The organism is Variovorax sp. 3319 (genome assembly GCF_031456585.1).
Taxonomy (GTDB): domain Bacteria; phylum Pseudomonadota; class Gammaproteobacteria; order Burkholderiales; family Burkholderiaceae_C; genus Variovorax; species Variovorax paradoxus_P.
This window is the reverse complement of sequence record NZ_JAVDUZ010000009.1, coordinates 187186-204163: the sequence shown is the minus strand read 5'-3', so window position 1 is coordinate 204163 and position 16978 is coordinate 187186. Positions and strand designations below refer to the sequence as shown.

Below are 16978 nucleotides of genomic sequence, written 5' to 3'. Positions count from 1 at the left end.
TGCGGAAAATCAAATGGAACCGCGTATTGTCGCCGCACCGCTAAACTGCTTGTTGCACACGCAGCAGATACACATCAACAGGAGGTAGATATGGCCAAGGGTCAACAACGCGCAAACAAGGAAGCCAAGAAACCGAAGAAGGACACCTCGCCGCCCAAGCCCGCGGGCACCGGCGGCATCGAGCCGGTCCGCACCATTACCACCGCGGTCATTCCGCGCGGCAAGCTCAAGAACAAGTGACCGACGAAACGCCAGCGCCCGCCAAGCCGGCCCAGCCCCGCAACCCGCTGCACGGGCTCACGCTGGAAGCCATCGTCAAGGCGCTGGCCGATTACTATGGATGGGAACAGCTCGGCCACCTCGTTCCCATTCGCTGCTTCACGTTCGAACCGAGCGTGGGCTCAAGCCTCAAGTTCTTGCGCAAGACGCCATGGGCACGCGAGAAGGTCGAAAGCCTTTATCTCTTCATGCTGCGCGAACAGCGCCGCGAGCAGCAGCAACAACAGCCCCCGCAGCGATGAAGGTCCGACTCGAGCCTTCGGGCCTTGGTTTCGAGGCCGAGGCGGGCACCACGCTTTTGAGGGCTGCCGAGGCTGTCGGCATCGAAATGCCGAGCTCCTGCCGCAACGGCACCTGCCGCACCTGCATCTGCCAGCTGCTGTCGGGCTCGGTACGCCACACCATCGAATGGCCCGGCCTGAGCGCCGAGGAAAAAGCCGAGGGCTGGATACTGCCCTGCGTGGCCGAGGCACAAGACGATCTTGCAATCGATGCGCCGAAGGCGTTCTCGGTCTTCTGACGACCGGACCCGTTCAGCCCTGCTTGATGGCCTGAACCGGCGCAGCGACCACCAGCCGGTCCCGCTGCGCAAGCGATGGAAACAGCTTGAACCACCCCAGCGCGACCATCATGGTGCCAACCCCGCCCAGCACCACCGAACCCACCGGCCCGAGCAGCGCCGCCGTGGCACCCGATTCGAACTCGCCCAGCTGGTTGCTGGCACCGATGAAGATCGAATTGACCGCACTCACCCGGCCGCGCATGGCGTCAGGCGTTTCGAGCTGCACAAGCGTCTGGCGGATCACCACGTTGACCATGTCGGCCCCGCCTGACACCGCCAGCGCAACCAGCGAAACGACAAAGCTGCGCGAAATGCCGAACACCACCATGCACAGGCCGAAGAGTCCCACCGCAATCAGCAGGGTGCGACCGATGTGGCGCTCGATGGGCCGGCGCGTGAGCGCAATCGACATGACCAGCGCACCCGCCGCCGGCGCGCTGCGCAACAGCCCGAGGCCCCATGGCCCGGTGTGCAGGATGTCCTTGGCGTAGATGGGCAGCAGCGCCACGGCGCCGCCCAGCAGCACCGCGAAAAGATCGAGCGACACCGCCCCGAGCACGGGCTTGCGCCGCCAGATGAAATTGACCCCGGCAAACACCGTGGCCAGCGTGACCGGCTCGCGCGCAGCCGGCGTATGGGTATAGCGAAGGCGCAGCACCAGCACGCACGCAATGACAAAGCACAGCACGCTTGCGCCGTACACCACCGCCATGCCCGCAACGAACAGCAGGCCGCCGAGCGCCGGGCCTCCGATGATCGCACCCTGCATGCCCGCCGAGCTGAACGCCATGGCCCGCGGCAGCATGGTGGGCGGCACCAGCATCGGCGTTAGCGCCTGCTGCGCCGGCATCTGGAAGGCGCGCACGGCGCCGAGCACCAGCGACAGCCCCAGCAGCAGGCCGCGCGTATCGAAGCGCTGCGCCACCGCAAACAGCAATACGAGCGCCACCACCCCCTGCACCGCAAAACAGGCCGCCACGATGCGGCCGCGATGGTGGCGGTCGACCATGTGGCCGGCCAGCAGCGCCAGGAGCAGCGCGGGAACGAACTGGTAGAGGCCGACCAGGCCGAGATCCCAGGCACTGCTGGTGAGCTCGTACATGTGCCATCCGATGGCCACCAGCAGCATCTGCGACGCTGCCGTGCCAAAAAGCCGCGCCACCCACAGCTGCATGAACGGGCGCTCGCGCCGGAGTTGGGAAAAGCTCGGAGGCGCGGGAACAGAGGCGGAAACCGGGGCAGGAGAAACAGGAGAGGCGGGGCCGGAGGACATTCGTTCGAGGATAGCCGAGGCTTCATGAGCCTCGCATGAGGGCGGGCTCTCCTGCCTGCCCTCCTGCCGGCCTCCTCTTGGCCTCCTCTCTACACTCAGCCGCATCCATGCCCGACACCGCTCCCCTTATCGACCTCGTTCACGAAGACGCCCACCTGCTGGTGCTGAACAAGCCTGCCGGCCTGCTCTGCGTGCCCGGGCGCGGTGAAGACAAGCAGGACTGCCTGAGCGCGCGCGCCATGCAGCGGTGGCCGGACGCGCTCGTCGTCCACCGGCTTGACATGGCGACCAGCGGGCTTGTGCTGATGGCGCGCGGCGCCGCGATGCAGCGTGCGCTTGGCGATGCGTTTGCCAACCGCACAGTGCACAAGCGCTACGAGGCCGTCGTCGACGGCGCCATGCCGGTGCGCGATGAATGGTCGGTCATCGACGCGCCGCTGATCGCCGACTGGCCCAGGCGCCCGCTGCAGAAGGTGGACCCCGCGGGCAAGCCGAGCCTTACGCATTGGCGGGCGCTTTCTTCATCGGTGTCGAATGGGGGCAACGGAGCGGCCACGCACGTGTTGCTGGAACCGCTCACAGGCCGGTCGCATCAGCTGCGCGTGCATCTGCTGTCTATCGGGCATCCGATTCTGGGCGATGCGCTCTACGGCAACGCCCAGGTGCAGGCACGTGCGCCGCGCCTGCTGCTGCACGCAAGCGAACTGGGCTTTGTGCACCCCGCCACGCAGCAAATGCTCAACTTTGAGAGCGCGCCGGCTTTTTCTCTTTCTACAGCCCGCCCTTGACCACCAGCACGGGCATGGTCGCGTCTTGCAGCACCCGCTGGGTGACGCTGCCGAGCAGCAGCTTTTCGATGCCGCTGCGGCCATGGGAGCCCATCACGATCAGGTCGGCCGCAATGGCAATGGCGGTATCGACGATGCCTTCATGGACCACATGGCCATCGATCACGCGCTGGTCGCTGTGCAGGCCTTCGGCTGCCAGCGCGGCCACGCCGCGTGCGAGCGCCGCATTTGCGCTTGCGGTGGCCGCAGCCAGGTATTCGTTCTGGCCCAGCGCGTAGTCCGCGCCGACGCCGATGAAGGGATAGTTGTCGATCACGTGAATCAACGTGATGCGGCTTCCGAACGCCAGTGCAAGGCCGCTGGCCTTGCTGACCGCGAGCATGGAAGTTTCGGAGCCGTCGATCGGAACCAGGATGTGATTGAACATGGCGGACCTCACTTTTTTCGTTCGCAGACAGGCGCGGCTCGCAACCGAGCCGGGCCTCCAATTTAACCCCTCGGCCGGGGCGTGACTGTAGGACTCAAGCCAGCGGGGTCAATCCCCCTGGAAACCCTGAGCGCGGCAGGTGACGACCAGGGTGTCGCGCCAGCCGGCTGCACCGTCTTCCAGTGGCTGGATGGGGGTGGATTCATGGATTACGCGCGCGTCGTCCAGCAGCAGCAGCGTCCACGGCTCGGTCATGGTGAAGCGCTCGCCGCGCCTTCCGTTGGCTTCGAACACACGCGTTTCGCCGCCCTTGATGCCGCTGCGCCCGACCAGCGCCACCGCAACAAGGTCGACACCGTCGCGGTGCGCGCCTTCGGGCGTGGGCCGGCCAATGCCGCCCGCGGTGTCGATGCGGAACTGATGCGCCTCGACGAACCACGGCTGCGACGCGCTGCCGCGCATGCCGCTTGCCGCTTCGCCCAGCCGCTGCAGCAACCGCTGCCACACCGGCTGCGCCACCGTGGCCTCGTGCATGGGCGCAAACCAGCGCTGCATGCCGCCGTGCAGCGCGTTGTATTCAACCGGCTGCCAGTGCGCGCGATGCGGCACCTGCGCGATGGCCTCGCCCTCGACGGTGAAGCACGCATGGCGCCGGGTGCGGTAGCGGCCGCCGTCCTTCAGGTATTCGTCCGGTGGAAGATCGTTCCAATCGGCGTGCAGCGACTCGAGCTGGCCGAGCGGCACACCGAGCCAGTCGCTTACGCCTTGCGGGCTGAGCACTGCGTAGCCCTGATCGCGCAGCGCAGCCAGGAGCTCGGCAGGCTGGACGAAGGGCGGTGCGAATGCGGCGGTGGTCACGACGCGGTGACTTTCACGTCCTTCCAAAACGCGACGCGATCACGGATCTCTTCGGCTTCGGGCTTGGGGTCTGCGTAGTACCAGGCGGCATCGGTATGAAGTTCGCCGTTGACCAGCAGGGAGTAGTAGCTGGCGGTGCCCTTCCATGGGCAGGTGGTCTTGTGGTTGCTGAAGGTGACGTGGTCGCGGTTGAGCGAGCTCATCGGGAAATAGTGGTTACCTTCGACGAGCACTGTGTCGTCGCTTTCGGCGATGGTTACGCCGTTCCAGGTTGCTTTCATGTGTTGCTCTCCACGGGGAAGGGCTATTGTGCCCTTTGGGCTTTGGTTGGGTTCGTGGGCTTTGGTAGGTGGGCTTTGGGTAGGTGGGCTTGGTTTGCTTCCCGAGGCCGGGTGTCGCCCCGGCGGGCGACTCACTTTCTTTGCTTCGCCAAAGAAAGTAAGCAAAGAAAGGCGACCCCTACTGTCTGCGTCCCTTCGCTGCGCTACGGGCAACCTGCGGTGCTCGACTCCGGCGGGGGTCCGCAGAACTCGCTGCGCTCAAACAGCTGCGGCCCTGATCCCGCCTCCATCTGCGCTCCTCGGCGCATACAGAAGGGGTGGGGAGCGGGCAGCCTTCGCTCTCGCTCGGCCCCAACAGCCAACAGCCAATACCAACAGCCGACTCAATGCCAACCACTGCGGCGCGCAGCGCCGCGGTGGCCTGGTGGCCGAGCGAAGCAAAGGCCCGTCGGTTTCCAAGCCCCTCTGTATGCGCCGAGGAGCGGAGGGTTTCGCGGATCAGGGCCGCAGCTGTTTGAGCGCAGCGAGTTCTGCGGACCCCGCGAAAACCGAGCACCGCAGGTTGCCCCGTAGCGCAGCGCAGGGGTCGCAGACAGTGGGGTCGCCTTTTCTTTGCTTACTTTCTTTTGGCGAAGCAAAAGAAAGTGAGTCGCCCGCCGGGGCGAGACCCGGCCTCGGGAAGCAAACGAACCAAAGAAAGATCAGGCCCCCAGCCAATGCACACTAAAAAGCCTCTCAGGATCCGTCCAGACCGCCAACGGCCGAAACCCCGCCTTCACAGCCAGTGCCCGCAGTCCATCCACAGTGAACTTGTGCGAGTACTCGGTATGAATCGTCTCCCCTTCCTCAAACCCAAACCGCTCACCGTGCAGTGAAACAGCCTGAGCCCGCCGGCTCACCAGGTGCATCTCGATGCGCTGCCTGGGCGCGTTGTAGAACGCCGAATGCGCAAAGCCATCCAGATCAAAGTCGGCATCGAGCTCGGCGTTGGCACGCCGCAGCAAATTGAGGTTGAACGCAGCTGTCACGCCTTGCGCATCGTTGTACGCAGCATGCAGGCGAGCCGGGTCCTTCACCAGGTCGACGCCGATCAGCAGCCCGCCCCCTCGCAGCATCCGCGCGGCAAGCTGCAGAAAAGCCAGCGCCTCTTCAGGCTCGAAATTCCCGATCGTCGACCCCGGAAAAAACCCCACGCGCTTGCCCGCGCCGGGCATCGGCGCAGGCAGTACCAGCGGCATGGTGTAGTCCGCCGCAATCGGCTGCACCACCAGCTCGGGGTAGTCGGCCTTCAGCCGCTCGGCGGCGGCCTGCAGGTGCTCGCCGGAAATGTCGATGGGCAGGTAGCGCTTGGGTGCCTCCAGCGCATCCAGCAGCAGCCGCACCTTGGTCAGAGAGCCGGCACCGAACTCCACGATTTCGGCACCGGGGCCGATCTGCTCGGCAATCTCGCCGGCGCATTCGCCGAGGATGCGCAACTCGGTTCGCGTGGGGTAGTACTCGGGCAGGTCGCAGATGCGGTCGAACAGCTGCGAACCGGCCGCGTCGTAGAAGAACTTGGGTGAAATGCTGCGCGGCCGGCGTGCAAGGCCCGCCTGCATCGCGCGGCCGAATTCGCACAGCGGCTCACTAGTCGCAGCAGCAGCGGGGGACGCCGCAGGCTGGCGCTGCTGTTGTGCGGCGGCAAACGAGAAAGATGACGAGGATGTTGGATTGCGCATGATTTCAGATGTCTTTCGCGAGCCGCAGCCCCGAGAACTGCCAGCGCGCCGCCGGCGGAAAGAAGTTGCGGTAGCTGGGCCGCGTATGCCCTGCCGGGGTGGCCACGCTGCCACCGCGCAACACCAGTTGGCCCACCATGAACTTGCCGTTGTATTCGGCGGCAATGCCGGGCATGGGCCTGAAGCCGGGATACGGGTCGTATGAAGAACGCGTCCACTGCCAGACGTGGCCCGTCATCTGCGAGATGCCGGGCGCGTCGAAGGCGGCCTCCCACTCGAACTCGGTCGGCAGCCGGGCCCCGGCCCATTCCGCGTACGCGGCGGCTTCGTAGAAGCTCAGCTGCGAGACCGGCGCATCGGCCTCCATGGGCCGCACGCCGTGCAGGCCGAACACATGCCAGCCGCCCTGGTGCTGCTGCGGGCCGAGCCGCGGATCGTCGGGCTCGAGCCAGTAGGCCGGATGCCGCCAGCCCTGCGCCTGCACCGCAGCCCACCCGTCAGACAGCCACAGCTCCGGCCGCTTGTAGCCGCCATCGGCAATGAACTGGGCGTAGTCGCCGCAGTTCACCAGCCGGTCGGCAATGGCATACGGCTGCAGCAGCGCATCGTGCCGCGGCGTTTCGTTGTCGAAGGCAAAGCCTTGCCGCGCCCCCTCGTGGCCCACCTGCACCACTCCGCCGGGCTGGGGCAGCCAGCGCATGGCGGGCGGCACCGCGGCCAGTCGCAATGCGGGCCCCGCCGCAGGCTTGTAGGCAGGCAGGAGCGGGTTGCATGACAGGGCATGAAGAATGTCGGTAAGCAGCAATTCCTGGTGCTGCTGTTCGTGATGCAGGCCCAGCGTGACGATGGGCTCGATGGCGGCCCAGTCCTGGTCGGCAATGTCGCGGTCGAGCAGCGCAAGCACCGCCTCGTCGACATGGCTGCGATAGGCATGCACCTCGTCCACCGAGGGGCGCGTAAGCAGCCCCCGCTGCGGCCGCGGATGCCTTGGGCCCAGCGCCTCGTAGTACGAGTTGAAGAGGTAGTGAAAGCGCACATCGAACGGCCGATAGCCTGCAGAGTGAGGCTGCAGCAGCACGGTCTCGAAAAACCAGGTCGTGTGCGCAAGGTGCCATTTGGTCGGGCTCGCGTCGGGCATCGACTGGATGCACTGGTCTTCGGCAGAGAGCGGTGCGGCGAGCGACAGGCTGGCAGCGCGCACTTCGCGAAACTTGTCGCGCAGTGCGCTCGCCGCCTGGGCGATCGGCCGGGAAAGCGTCATGGTGTCTCCAGTCGGGCAACTGCTCGTTGTAGCCGATTCGTATTGCAGCGGTACGTAGGACAAGTTCTCGCCCTGGCTCTCTTGCGGAGGGGCGTCAAACCGGTGGGGGAGCTACTTTGGCACAAGACGCGCCGGCTTGCAGGGCGGCTGCGTATCATCCGTTCGATGCAAACGAACAACGCCTCCACCCGCCCCCACGTCGTCATCGTCGGTTGCGGATTCGGCGGGCTCGAAGCTGCCCGCAGGCTCGAAAGCGCCGACGTGGACGTGACGGTGATCGAGAAAACCAATCACCACCTGTTCCAGCCCCTGCTCTACCAGGTGGCGACCGCCGGGCTTGCCGCACCCTCGATTGCAGCGCCGGTGCGCACCCTCTTTCGCAAGCAGCCGCGCATCACCACGCTGCTGGGCGAAGTGAGCGCCATCGACGCGGCGGCGCGCGCGGTGCAGCTGACCAACGGCAGCCGGGTGAGCTACGACCACCTGATCGTCGCGGCCGGCGCAACCCACAGCTATTTTGGGCATGACGAATGGGCGCCCCTCGCGCCCGGCCTCAAGACGCTGGCCGATGCGTTCGAAATTCGCCGGCGGGTGCTGATGTCGTTCGAAGCGGCCGAAACCGCGACCGACCCGCAGCGCCGCCGCGCATTGCTGACCTTCGTGGTAATTGGTGCCGGGCCAACGGGTGTCGAAATGGCCGGCACCCTGGCCGAAATTGCCAAGCACACGCTTTCGGGGGAGTTCCGCCACATCGATCCGAGCAGCGCACAGGTCTTGCTGGTCGAAGGCGGCCCGCGCGTGCTGCAGGCCATGCCCGAAAGCCTGAGCCAGAAGGCGCTGGAGCAGCTGGAAAAGCTGGGCGTCGAAGTGCGGCTCAACGCGCGCGTGACCGCCATCGATGCCAACGGGCTAGAGGTGCAGTCGGGCGGCGGCGCAAACGGCGCGCCGGCCACCGGCTACCGCATCGAGAGCAGTTGTGTGGTGTGGGCCGCGGGCGTCGCGGCCTCGCCGCTGGGCCGCATGCTGGGCGAAGCGACCGGCGCCGAATGCGACCGCGCCGGCCGCATCAAGGTCGAGCCCGACCTGAGCCTGGCCGGCCACCCCGAAATCAGCGTGGTCGGCGACCTTGCGGCAGCCATGAGCCACGCACCCGGCAAGCCGCCCAAGCCCGTACCTGGCGTGTCGCCCGGCGCCAAGCAGATGGGCCGCGCCGCCGCGTCGAACATCCTCCGCCGCATTGCCGGCACGCCGACCGTGCCCTTTCGCTACCGCGACTACGGAAACCTGGCAACCATCGGCCGCAACTCGGCGGTGGTCGACCTGGGCACGCCCTTGGGCCCGCTGCGTTTCAGCGGCCGGCTCGCATGGCTCTTCTGGCTGTTTGCGCACGCGTACTTTCTCATCGGCTTTCGCAACCGCATCGTCGTGATGATGGACTGGGCCAGCGCCTACTGGAGCTTCCAGCGCAACGCGCGCGTGGTGGCGGACGTGCAGGGCAAGAGCGAGTCGTAGCAGCAAATTTGCGGGAAGCTGCCTGACGCAACACGCTGTTCAACCGGCGCCTGAAGGCCGCTCAGAACAGCGAATCGTTCGCGCGGTTCTCGCGTTCGCGGCGCCGCCATTCCCACGGCGCCGTCGGCTTGGCGCCGGCCCACAACCCCAGGCGCTGCGCACGCGCACTCTCCTGCAGCTTGAACAATCCGCCGCCGCGCCGCGTGGCAATGCCGTTGAAGTCGTACACCCAGGCCCATCCCTCGGCCACCATCCGGGTTCCGGCGTCCTGGCCATCGCAGGTAACGTCGGCCACCGTGCGGCCGTAGCGGTCGGTGTCGTGATCGGTAATGACGGCCTGCTCGAAGTAGCAAAGGCGGCTGAGGGCCTGGCGGCTGCGCTGTCCGTAGGGCTGGGCTCGCTCGGGCGCATCGATGGCGGCAATGCGCACCTTCACTTCATCGTAGGCGCCGAATCGCCCGCAGCGGGCAGTGAGCGTGTCGCCGTCGCTGATGCCCACGACAAGGCAGGTCCGCGATGCGGCGTGCGAAGGCAGCGGCGACAGCAGTGGCAAGAACGCAAGGCAAGTGACGGCGAGAAGGCGCAAACGCATGGGCAACAAGAAACAAGAAATCGTGGCGGCAAAAGCCACGGATTCTCGTTGCTAAGCCACCTGCCTCGCGGCCGCGAACCCGCTGTTACGCGGCGGCCTCGTTCTCGTCCTCTTGCAGCAGCCGCCACATCACCTTGCCGCTGCCGCTCTTGGGCAGTGCGTCCACGAACTGCACCTTGCGCGGGATCTTGTAGACGGCCATGTTCTCGCGGCACCAGTCGATGATCTCCTGCTCGGTGGTGTTCTTGTGCGTGGCGCGCAGCACCACCACCGCCTTGACCGATTCGCCGCGGTAGTTGTCCTTGGTGGAGATGACGCAGGCCTCCTGGATGGCGGGGTGGCGGAACATCAGCAGCTCCACCTCTGCCGGCCACACCTTGAAACCGCTCGCGTTGATCATGCGCTTGAGCCGGTCGGTAATGAAGAAATAGCCGTCCTCGTCCATGCGGCCCATGTCGCCCGAGCGGAAGAAGCGCTTGCCCTCGAACTCGACGAAAGCGGCCTTCGTAGCGTCAGGCCGCTTCCAGTAGCCCTGGAACACCTCGGGGCCGTGGATGATGATCTCGCCCGATTCGCCGATGGGCATTTCCTGCAACGTGTCGGGGTCGACCACGCGCGCATCGGTGCTCATGAAGGGTATGCCCAGGCACTGCTGCTTGGGATGGTCCGACGGATTGGTGTGCGAGGGTGCGGCCGTTTCGGTAAGGCCGTAGCCCTCCTGGTACTTGAGGCCGTATTGCTCGAACAGGCGCTGCGCCACGGCCTGCGGCATGGCGGCACCACCGCCGCCGATGTGCGTGATGCTCGACAGGTCGTAGCTCGCAAAGTTGGGGCTGGCCATGAGGTCGATCACCATGGTGGGAATATTGGTCCAGCTGGTGACCTTCCAGCGCGAGATGAGCCGGCCGGCCACGTCGCGGTCCCAGCGCGGCATGATGACCAGCATGCCCGCCGCAAGGATGGAGGTGTGCATCATGCTCACCACGCCGGTAATGTGGAACATGGGCACCACGGCCAGCACCACCGCTTCGGACGTGGCCTGGCCCCAGAGCTGGCCGGCCACCGCGTTGTGCATGAGGCTCGAATGATGGTGCACGCAGCCCTTCGGAAGGCCCGTGGTGCCGCTGGTGTAGGGCAGCAGCGCCATGTCGTCGGCGCCCACCACGTGCTCGGGCGCGGCGTGGCCGGCCGCAAGCGCGTCGGTCCAGGCCATCGCCCTGCCTTGCGCCAGTTCGGGCAGCGGGTGGCGCGTGGTGAGCCATTCTTTCCACGCCGGCGCGGGCGCGTCGTCGCCGCTTGCATCGGCGTCGAAGGCGTCGGTGAACTGGGTCACGATGAGGTGATCGAGCTGCTGCCCTGGCGGCAGCGCGTTGCTGGCCTTGGCCAGCTCGCCGGCCAGGTCGCCGGTGGTAATGGCCACCTTCGCGTCGGGGTCGACGATGTAGTGCTTGAGCTCTTCGGCCCGGTTCATCGGGTTGACCGGCACCACCACGGCGTTGGCCCGCAGGATTGCGAAATGCGCGATCACCAGCTGCGGGCAGTTCTGCATGTTCAGCACCACGCGGTCGCCGCGCTTCACGCCCATGGCATGCAGGGTGCCGGCCAGGCGCTCGACCTGGTCGGCGAATTCGCGGTAGCTCATTACCCGGCCGAAGAACACGAGCGCGGCCTTGTCGGGGTAGCGCGCCGCCGACGTCGCGAGGTTGTGCCACAGCGAGGTGGCGGGAACAGTGATCGAATGCGGAAGGCGCTTGGGCCAGAACTTGTAGTGCGGGCGTTGTTGCATGGTCAAGGCGGCGAACGATGAGAGAAAGGGGAAAAAGGAAAGCAGCCCGCAGCCTAAGCCGCCCCGGCCGCGCCTCCCATCGGGGAAGCCCCCGGAACGTCACCTTGGTGACGCCCATTCTTCTCACTTTGGACATACCGCGCACGCGCCGTGCGACTACAGACACGGCGGGCTTTTCGCGCGATACCTGTCGGTCCCTCCATCCACCCACGGCAAAGAAGGAAATCTCATGGCAGCAGACAAGCACGCAAGCGTTCACTGGGAAGGCGCCGGCAAGACCGGCAAGGGCCAGGTCAGCACCGAGACGGGCGCCCTCAAGGACTACCCCTACGGCTTCGCGAGCCGCTTCGAGGACGACAAGCGCGGCACCAACCCCGAGGAAATCGTCGGCGCCGCCCACGCGGCCTGCTTCACGATGGCCTTTGCGTTTGCGCTCGAGAAGGAAGGCTTCACCGCCACCAAGGTAGACACCAGGGCCGCGGTGCGGCTGGCCAAGGACGGCGAGGGCTTCAAGATCGACCGCATCGCGCTCGAGCTGGACGCCACGGTACCCAAGCTCGACGAGGCCAAGTTCCAGCAGATTGCAGCCGCCGCCAAGGCAGGCTGCCCGCTTTCGAAGGCGCTTGCGAGCGTGCCCGAAATCACGCTGAAGGCCACGCTGGCGGCCTAGCGCTGCTGCTTATGATCGTCTCCACAAAAAGGAGACGAATCATGAACAAGCCCACCCGGACCGCATTGGCGGTCCTTTTTCTCGCGCTCGGCACGGCCGCGGCCATGGCCGCCTATCCGGACAAGCCGATCAAGGTTGTGATCGGCTTTCCGGCGGGTGGTCCGCTCGACCAGCATGCGCGGCTCCTGACCGACAAGCTGCAAGCCGTGCTCGGACAGCCGCTGATCGTCGACTACAAGCCCGGCGCAGGCGGCTCGGTAGGCGCCGACGCGGTCGCCAAGAGCCCGGCCGACGGCTACACGCTGATGCTGGCCAACACCGGCGTGGCAGTGATCAATGGCGCGCTCTACAGCAAGCTGCCCTACAACACGCAGCGCGACTTCGTGCCCATTGCCCGCACCGCCATGCAGCCGCTCGCGCTGCTGGTCACGCCCAAGCTGCCGGTACAAAACATCAAGCAGTTCGTCGACTACGCGAAGGCGCGGCCCGGCCAGGTCAACTACGGCTCGGCTGGGAACGGCGGTATCAGCCACCTGGTGCCCGAAATGTTCAAGACGGCGACGGGCATCTTCATGGTGCACATCCCATATCGTGGCAGTGCCCCGGCGTTTACCGACCTGATGGGCGGGCAAGTGCAGTTCATGGCCGAATCGATTCCGCAGGCGGCCAACTATCACAAGCAGGGCAAGGTTCGCGCCCTGGCGGTGACCAGCCGCGAGCGCAACCCGGCCCTGCCCGATGTACCGACGGTCATCGAATCGGGGGTCAAGGGCTTCGAGGTGGTGGGCTTCTACGGCTTCTTCGCCCCGAAGGACACGCCCAAGGACGTGGTCGCCAAGCTGAGCGATGCGTTCAAGCAGGTGCTGACCAGCCCCGAGGTGCGCGACCGCATGGTGAGCCAGGGGGCGGACCCGGCCTATCTGGGCAGCGACGACTTCGCGCGCTTTCTTGCCACGGAAACTCCGCGGTGGGACAAGGCGGTGAAGGCTTCGGGCGCGCGGATGGATTGATTGGCTGGCTCGGCTCACGGCAATCGCTGGCGGGGTGCCTTGCGCAGCGAAACAAAGGAGGAGGCCGCAGGCCGGGGGACATTCGCGGAGCAAGGTACCCCGTCGGCGGGTGCGCCGCCCTGAACAGCGGCACCACAAAACGAGCGCCCCCAACCAAGCCTCGTAAACGAAGCGCCACGCACCACCGGCATGCAGCGCAAGCCCATTTCGGTGCACATATCTTGCATACCAGTTGGCACAAAAGCTGCTGGTATGCAGACCAATGTCTACATCCGCATCCGAAATCAGTGCACGCATCGTCGAAGCGGTGATGGCGCAGAAGCTCGCGCCGGGTTCGCGCCTGGGCGAACAGCAGCTGGCCATGCTCTTCGACTGCAGCCGCACCATCGTGCGCGAGGCTCTCACCCGGCTGGCGGCACGCGGCATCGTGACGGTGAGCGCACGGCGGGGGTGGTTCGTTATCGAGCCTTCGCAAGAAGAAGCGCGTGAGGCCTTCGAGGCGCGCCGCGTCATCGAGCTTGGCCTGATCCGCAGTACGGGCAGCACCGGCAAGATCGACAAGACCGCACTGCGGCAGCTGAAGGCACACCTTCAGCGTGAAAAAGCGGCGCTGAAGGAAAGCGACGTCGGCAACCGCAGCTTTCTTCTGGGCGACTTTCATGTGTGCCTGGCCGAATGCCTGGGCAACACGCTGCTGGCCGACACGCTGCGCGACTTCACCGCGCGCACCACGCTGATCGCCATGCTCTACCAAAGCACGCACGACGCGGTGCAGTCGTGCGAAGACCACGTGCAGATCGTTGCCGCACTTGAACGAGGCGACCATGCCGCCGCCGAAGCCTTGATGGCGGCCCATATCGGCACCGTGCAATCGGCGCTACGCGTGCAAGCACCCACCGACCCGCTGGCGCAACTGCGCGATGCGCTGGCGCCGCTGCAACAGAACACCGCGGCCAAGCCAAGGCGTCGCAAGACGGCCGCGTCTTCTGCCAATGAATCCGATTCTTCGACTTACCTAGGAGCCCTGCTATGACCTTCTCTTCGTCCAAACGCCACCTCACGCTTGCGCTTGCGTCCGTTGCCATGCTGGCCGCCGCCGGCACCGCCCAGGCGCAGAACGCCCTGGACAACGTGCTGAAGGCCAAGACCATCAAGATTGCCGTGCCGACCGACTACCCGCCGTACGGCTCGGTCGACAAGAACATGAAGCCGCAGGGCCTGGACGTTGAAATGGCCGAGCTCATTGCCGCCAAGCTCGGCGTGAAGGCCGAGCTGGTGCCCGTGACCAGCGCCAACCGCATTCCCTACCTGCAGACGCGCAAGGCCGACCTCGTGATTTCCACGCTCGGCAAGAACGCCGAGCGAGAGAAGGTGATCGAGTTCTCGTCCGCCTATGCGCCCTTCTTCCAGGCCGTGTATGCGGCCAAGAGCATGAAGCTCACCAGCTTTGCCGATATGGCCGGCAAGACCGTGGCGGTGACGCGCGGCGCAATGGAAGACCAGGAACTGAACAAGGTGGCGCCGCCCAACGTCGACTACCGCCGCTTCGAGGACAACAACGCGACGATCGCAGCCTTTGTGGCCGGGCAGACGCAAACCCTTGCAACCAGCGCAGCGGTTGCGGGCGACATGCTTGCCAAGAACCCGAAGGTGAGCGCCGAGTTCAAGCTGCTGCTGAAAGACAGCCCCTGCTTCATCGGCGTTGCCAAGGGCGAAGCCGCGCTGAAGGCCAAGGTCAACGAAATCATTGCCACCGCCAAGAAGGACGGCACGCTGGACGCCATGTCGAAGAAGTGGCTCGGCAAGGCCGCCGGCGACCTGCCCGTCTGATCGCCCGCTGAACCCCGACGAGTAAAGAAGAAGGCGCGGCCATGGAATTCGACTTTGGTGCAGTTCTTGTCGACTGGCGGCTGCTCGCCAAGGGGGTTGCGTGGACTGTGGGCCTTACGGCCATTGCCACCCTCATTGGCATGGCCGTGGGCGTGGCTTGCGCCTGGGCGCGCGCCAGCGGGCCTGCGTGGCTGCGCTGGCTCGTCGGCAGCTATGTGGAGCTGATCCGCAACACGCCGTTCATCGTGCAGCTGTTCTTCATCTTTTTCGGGCTGCCTGCAGCGGGCGTCAAGCTCACGCCCGAGACGGCTTCGATCATTGCGATGGTGCTCAACCTGGGTGCCTACGCCACTGAAATCATCCGCGCCGGTATCGAGGCCACGCCCAAGGGGCAGATCGAGGCGGCCGTGAGCCTGGCGCTCGACAAGGTGCAGGTGTTCACCCGAGTCATCTTGCCGCCGGCACTCAAGAAGGTATGGCCCGCCATGGTGAGCCAAATCATCATCGTGATGCTGGGCTCCGCGGTGTGCGGACAGATTTCGACCGAAGAGCTGAGCTACGCGGCCAATCTCATCCAGAGCCGGAACTTCCGCGCGTTCGAGGCCTTCATCATCGCCACGCTGGTCTACCTGGCGCTGGCCGTGGCTCTGCGCAGGCTGCTCAACTGGGCCGGGCCGAAGTTCTTCTTCGGCCGCTGAAAAAACGAGGGAAGCCACACATGGTCGATTTTTCTCTCTGGGACATCTTGCGCAACCTGCTCATGGCGCTGCGCTGGACAGTCGTGTTGTCGCTCATCGCGTTCATCGGCGGCGGGCTGGTGGGCGGGCTGTTGTTGTTCCTGCGCTTGCGCGGCGGCAGCGTCATGAACCGCGCCGTCGGCTTCTACGTGCAGCTTTTCCAGGGCACGCCGCTGTTGATGCAGCTGTTTCTTGCGTACTTCGGCATTGCGCTGTTCGGCGTCGATGTGTCTGCGTGGACCGCGGCAAGCGTGGCGCTTACGCTCTACACCAGCGCCTTTCTCACCGAGATCTGGCGCGGCTGCGTGGCCTCCATTCCCAAAGGCCAGTGGGAAGCCTCTGGCAGCCTGGCGCTGAGCTTTGCGGAGCAGATGCGCCATGTGATCCTGCCGCAGGCGGTAAAGATCGCCATTGCGCCGACGGTGGGCTTTCTGGTGCAGGTGATCAAGGGCACGGCGCTTGCCTCGGTGATCGGCTTTGTCGAACTCACCAAGGCCGGCAGCATGATTTCGAACGCCACCTTCCAGCCATTCGTGGTGTTCAGCTGCGTGGCGCTGCTTTACTTTGTGCTGTGCTTCCCCGTAAGCCTGTACGCCAAGAACCTCGAGAGGAAATCCCATGGCCGCCGTGCTTGAACCCCAGACTTCCGCCGCGCCCATCGTGCGCGTGACCGCGTTGCGCAAATCGTATGGCGCCAACGAGGTTCTCAAGGGCATCGACCTTGAAGTGAAGCGCGGCGAGGTCATCGCCATCATCGGCAAGAGCGGCTCTGGCAAGAGCACGCTGCTGCGCTGCATCAACGGGCTCGAGGTGTTCCAGGAAGGTTCCCTCACCGTTGACGGCAAGCCCCTGCTGCATGAAAGCGCCATGGCCATGCGCGAGCTGCGCCAGCGCGTGGGCATGATCTTCCAGAGCTTCAACCTCTTTCCGCATCTCACTGTGGGCAAGAACGTGATGCTCGCGCCTACGCTGGTAAAAAAGCGCAGCGGCCTGGAAGCGGCCTCGCAGGCGCGCAAGCTGCTCGACCGCGTGGGCCTGGCCGAAAAGTTCGACGCCATGCCAGACCAGCTTTCGGGCGGCCAGCAGCAGCGCGTGGCTATTGCACGCGCGCTGGCAATGGAACCGGCCGTGTTGCTGTGCGACGAGATCACCTCCGCGCTCGACCCCGAACTGGTGGGCGATGTGCTGCGCGTGGTGGAGTCGCTGGCCGACGAAGGCATGACGCTGCTCATGGTCACGCACGAGATGAGCTTTGCACGCAAGGTGAGCGACCGCCTGATCTTCATGCACCAGGGCCGCGTGCACGAGATGGGGCCGCCGGCCGAGCTTTTCGGCAATCCGCAAACGGCCGAGCTGAAGCAGTTTCTTTCGTCGCTGCACGACTGAGGCGGGAA

General features: G+C 65.6%; 20 protein-coding genes. 12 read left to right on the top strand and 8 right to left on the bottom strand.

All coding sequences use genetic code 11. The features are described from left to right. Nucleotides 1-90 precede the first annotated feature (90 nt). From J2X67_RS19115 to J2X67_RS19105, 3 genes are read left to right on the top strand one after another with little or no spacing between them, the layout of a single operon-like run. Nucleotides 91-240, top strand: a complete 150-nt coding sequence (locus J2X67_RS19115; protein WP_164547877.1) for a hypothetical protein — start codon at nucleotides 91-93, stop codon at nucleotides 238-240. Then, nucleotides 237-521: a VF530 family protein gene (locus J2X67_RS19110; RefSeq protein ID WP_309955353.1), complete on the top strand. Its 285-nt coding sequence runs from the start codon at nucleotides 237-239 to the stop codon at nucleotides 519-521. The genes J2X67_RS19115 and J2X67_RS19110 overlap by 4 nt, the downstream gene beginning before the upstream one ends. Next, nucleotides 518-799: a 2Fe-2S iron-sulfur cluster-binding protein gene (locus J2X67_RS19105; protein WP_309955352.1), complete on the top strand. Its 282-nt coding sequence runs from the start codon at nucleotides 518-520 to the stop codon at nucleotides 797-799. Before J2X67_RS19110 ends, J2X67_RS19105 begins: the two co-directional genes overlap by 4 nt. Before the next feature lie 13 nt (nucleotides 800-812). Here J2X67_RS19105 and J2X67_RS19100 read toward each other — a convergent pair whose 3' ends face one another. Continuing rightward, nucleotides 813-2015: an MFS transporter gene (locus J2X67_RS19100; protein ID WP_409050517.1), complete on the bottom strand. Its 1203-nt coding sequence runs from the start codon at nucleotides 2013-2015 to the stop codon at nucleotides 813-815. Nucleotides 2016-2221: 206 nt separating this feature from the next. Between J2X67_RS19100 and J2X67_RS19095 the strand changes: the two genes are divergently transcribed. Continuing rightward, nucleotides 2222-2902, top strand: coding sequence for an RluA family pseudouridine synthase (locus J2X67_RS19095; protein ID WP_309955348.1), 681 nt, complete (start codon nucleotides 2222-2224; stop codon nucleotides 2900-2902). On the opposite strand, the gene J2X67_RS19090 is transcribed toward J2X67_RS19095, so the two are convergent. From J2X67_RS19090 to egtB, 5 genes are all read right to left on the bottom strand, one after another. Beyond that, a complete protein-coding gene (locus J2X67_RS19090; RefSeq protein ID WP_281147008.1) occupies nucleotides 2886-3329 on the bottom strand; it encodes a universal stress protein in 444 nt (147 codons plus the stop codon). The genes J2X67_RS19095 and J2X67_RS19090 overlap by 17 nt on opposite strands. Nucleotides 3330-3437: 108 nt before the next feature. Next, the gene (locus J2X67_RS19085; RefSeq protein ID WP_309955346.1) at nucleotides 3438-4187 is read right to left on the bottom strand and encodes a 2OG-Fe dioxygenase family protein; all 750 of its coding nucleotides are present in this window, start codon (nucleotides 4185-4187) and stop codon (nucleotides 3438-3440) included. Beyond that, nucleotides 4184-4468: a DUF427 domain-containing protein gene (locus J2X67_RS19080; RefSeq protein WP_015866436.1), complete on the bottom strand. Its 285-nt coding sequence runs from the start codon at nucleotides 4466-4468 to the stop codon at nucleotides 4184-4186. The genes J2X67_RS19085 and J2X67_RS19080 overlap by 4 nt, the downstream gene beginning before the upstream one ends. Before the next feature lie 701 nt (nucleotides 4469-5169). Further along, entirely contained in the window at nucleotides 5170-6186 is a 1017-nt protein-coding gene (gene egtD / locus J2X67_RS19075) for an L-histidine N(alpha)-methyltransferase (protein WP_309955344.1), read from the bottom strand. Between the two features lie 4 nt (nucleotides 6187-6190). After that, entirely contained in the window at nucleotides 6191-7447 is a 1257-nt protein-coding gene (gene egtB, locus J2X67_RS19070; protein ID WP_309955342.1) for an ergothioneine biosynthesis protein EgtB, read from the bottom strand. Between the two features lie 165 nt (nucleotides 7448-7612). On the opposite strand from egtB, the gene J2X67_RS19065 reads away from it, so the two are divergent. Further along, on the top strand, nucleotides 7613-8959 hold the full coding sequence (locus J2X67_RS19065; RefSeq protein WP_309955340.1) for an NAD(P)/FAD-dependent oxidoreductase: 1347 nt from the start codon (nucleotides 7613-7615) through the stop codon (nucleotides 8957-8959). A 61-nt stretch (nucleotides 8960-9020) separates the two neighbouring features. On the opposite strand, the gene J2X67_RS19060 is transcribed toward J2X67_RS19065, so the two are convergent. Further along, nucleotides 9021-9551, bottom strand: coding sequence for a thermonuclease family protein (locus tag J2X67_RS19060; RefSeq protein ID WP_309955338.1), 531 nt, complete (start codon nucleotides 9549-9551; stop codon nucleotides 9021-9023). Between the two features lie 85 nt (nucleotides 9552-9636). Then, nucleotides 9637-11337: a long-chain fatty acid--CoA ligase gene (locus tag J2X67_RS19055; protein ID WP_309955335.1), complete on the bottom strand. Its 1701-nt coding sequence runs from the start codon at nucleotides 11335-11337 to the stop codon at nucleotides 9637-9639. 229 nt (nucleotides 11338-11566) lie between these two features. Here J2X67_RS19055 and J2X67_RS19050 point away from each other — a divergent pair, with 229 nt between their 5' ends. The 7 genes from J2X67_RS19050 (at nucleotide 11567) to J2X67_RS19020 (ending at nucleotide 16970) form a co-directional block, all read left to right on the top strand. Continuing rightward, nucleotides 11567-12007: an OsmC family protein gene (locus J2X67_RS19050; RefSeq protein WP_309955333.1), complete on the top strand. Its 441-nt coding sequence runs from the start codon at nucleotides 11567-11569 to the stop codon at nucleotides 12005-12007. A 41-nt stretch (nucleotides 12008-12048) separates the two neighbouring features. Then, entirely contained in the window at nucleotides 12049-13017 is a 969-nt protein-coding gene (locus tag J2X67_RS19045; protein WP_309955331.1) for a tripartite tricarboxylate transporter substrate binding protein, read from the top strand. Nucleotides 13018-13279: 262 nt separating this feature from the next. Next, nucleotides 13280-14050: a GntR family transcriptional regulator gene (locus J2X67_RS19040; RefSeq protein WP_309955329.1), complete on the top strand. Its 771-nt coding sequence runs from the start codon at nucleotides 13280-13282 to the stop codon at nucleotides 14048-14050. Next, nucleotides 14047-14847: a transporter substrate-binding domain-containing protein gene (locus tag J2X67_RS19035; RefSeq protein ID WP_309955326.1), complete on the top strand. Its 801-nt coding sequence runs from the start codon at nucleotides 14047-14049 to the stop codon at nucleotides 14845-14847. Before J2X67_RS19040 ends, J2X67_RS19035 begins: the two co-directional genes overlap by 4 nt. Nucleotides 14848-14888: 41 nt before the next feature. Then, nucleotides 14889-15545: an amino acid ABC transporter permease gene (locus J2X67_RS19030; RefSeq protein WP_309955324.1), complete on the top strand. Its 657-nt coding sequence runs from the start codon at nucleotides 14889-14891 to the stop codon at nucleotides 15543-15545. Between the two features lie 20 nt (nucleotides 15546-15565). Further along, the gene (locus J2X67_RS19025) at nucleotides 15566-16219 is read left to right on the top strand and encodes an amino acid ABC transporter permease (protein ID WP_309955322.1); all 654 of its coding nucleotides are present in this window, start codon (nucleotides 15566-15568) and stop codon (nucleotides 16217-16219) included. After that, nucleotides 16203-16970, top strand: a complete 768-nt coding sequence (locus J2X67_RS19020) for an amino acid ABC transporter ATP-binding protein (protein WP_309955320.1) — start codon at nucleotides 16203-16205, stop codon at nucleotides 16968-16970. The genes J2X67_RS19025 and J2X67_RS19020 overlap by 17 nt, the downstream gene beginning before the upstream one ends. Nucleotides 16971-16978 lie beyond the last annotated feature (8 nt).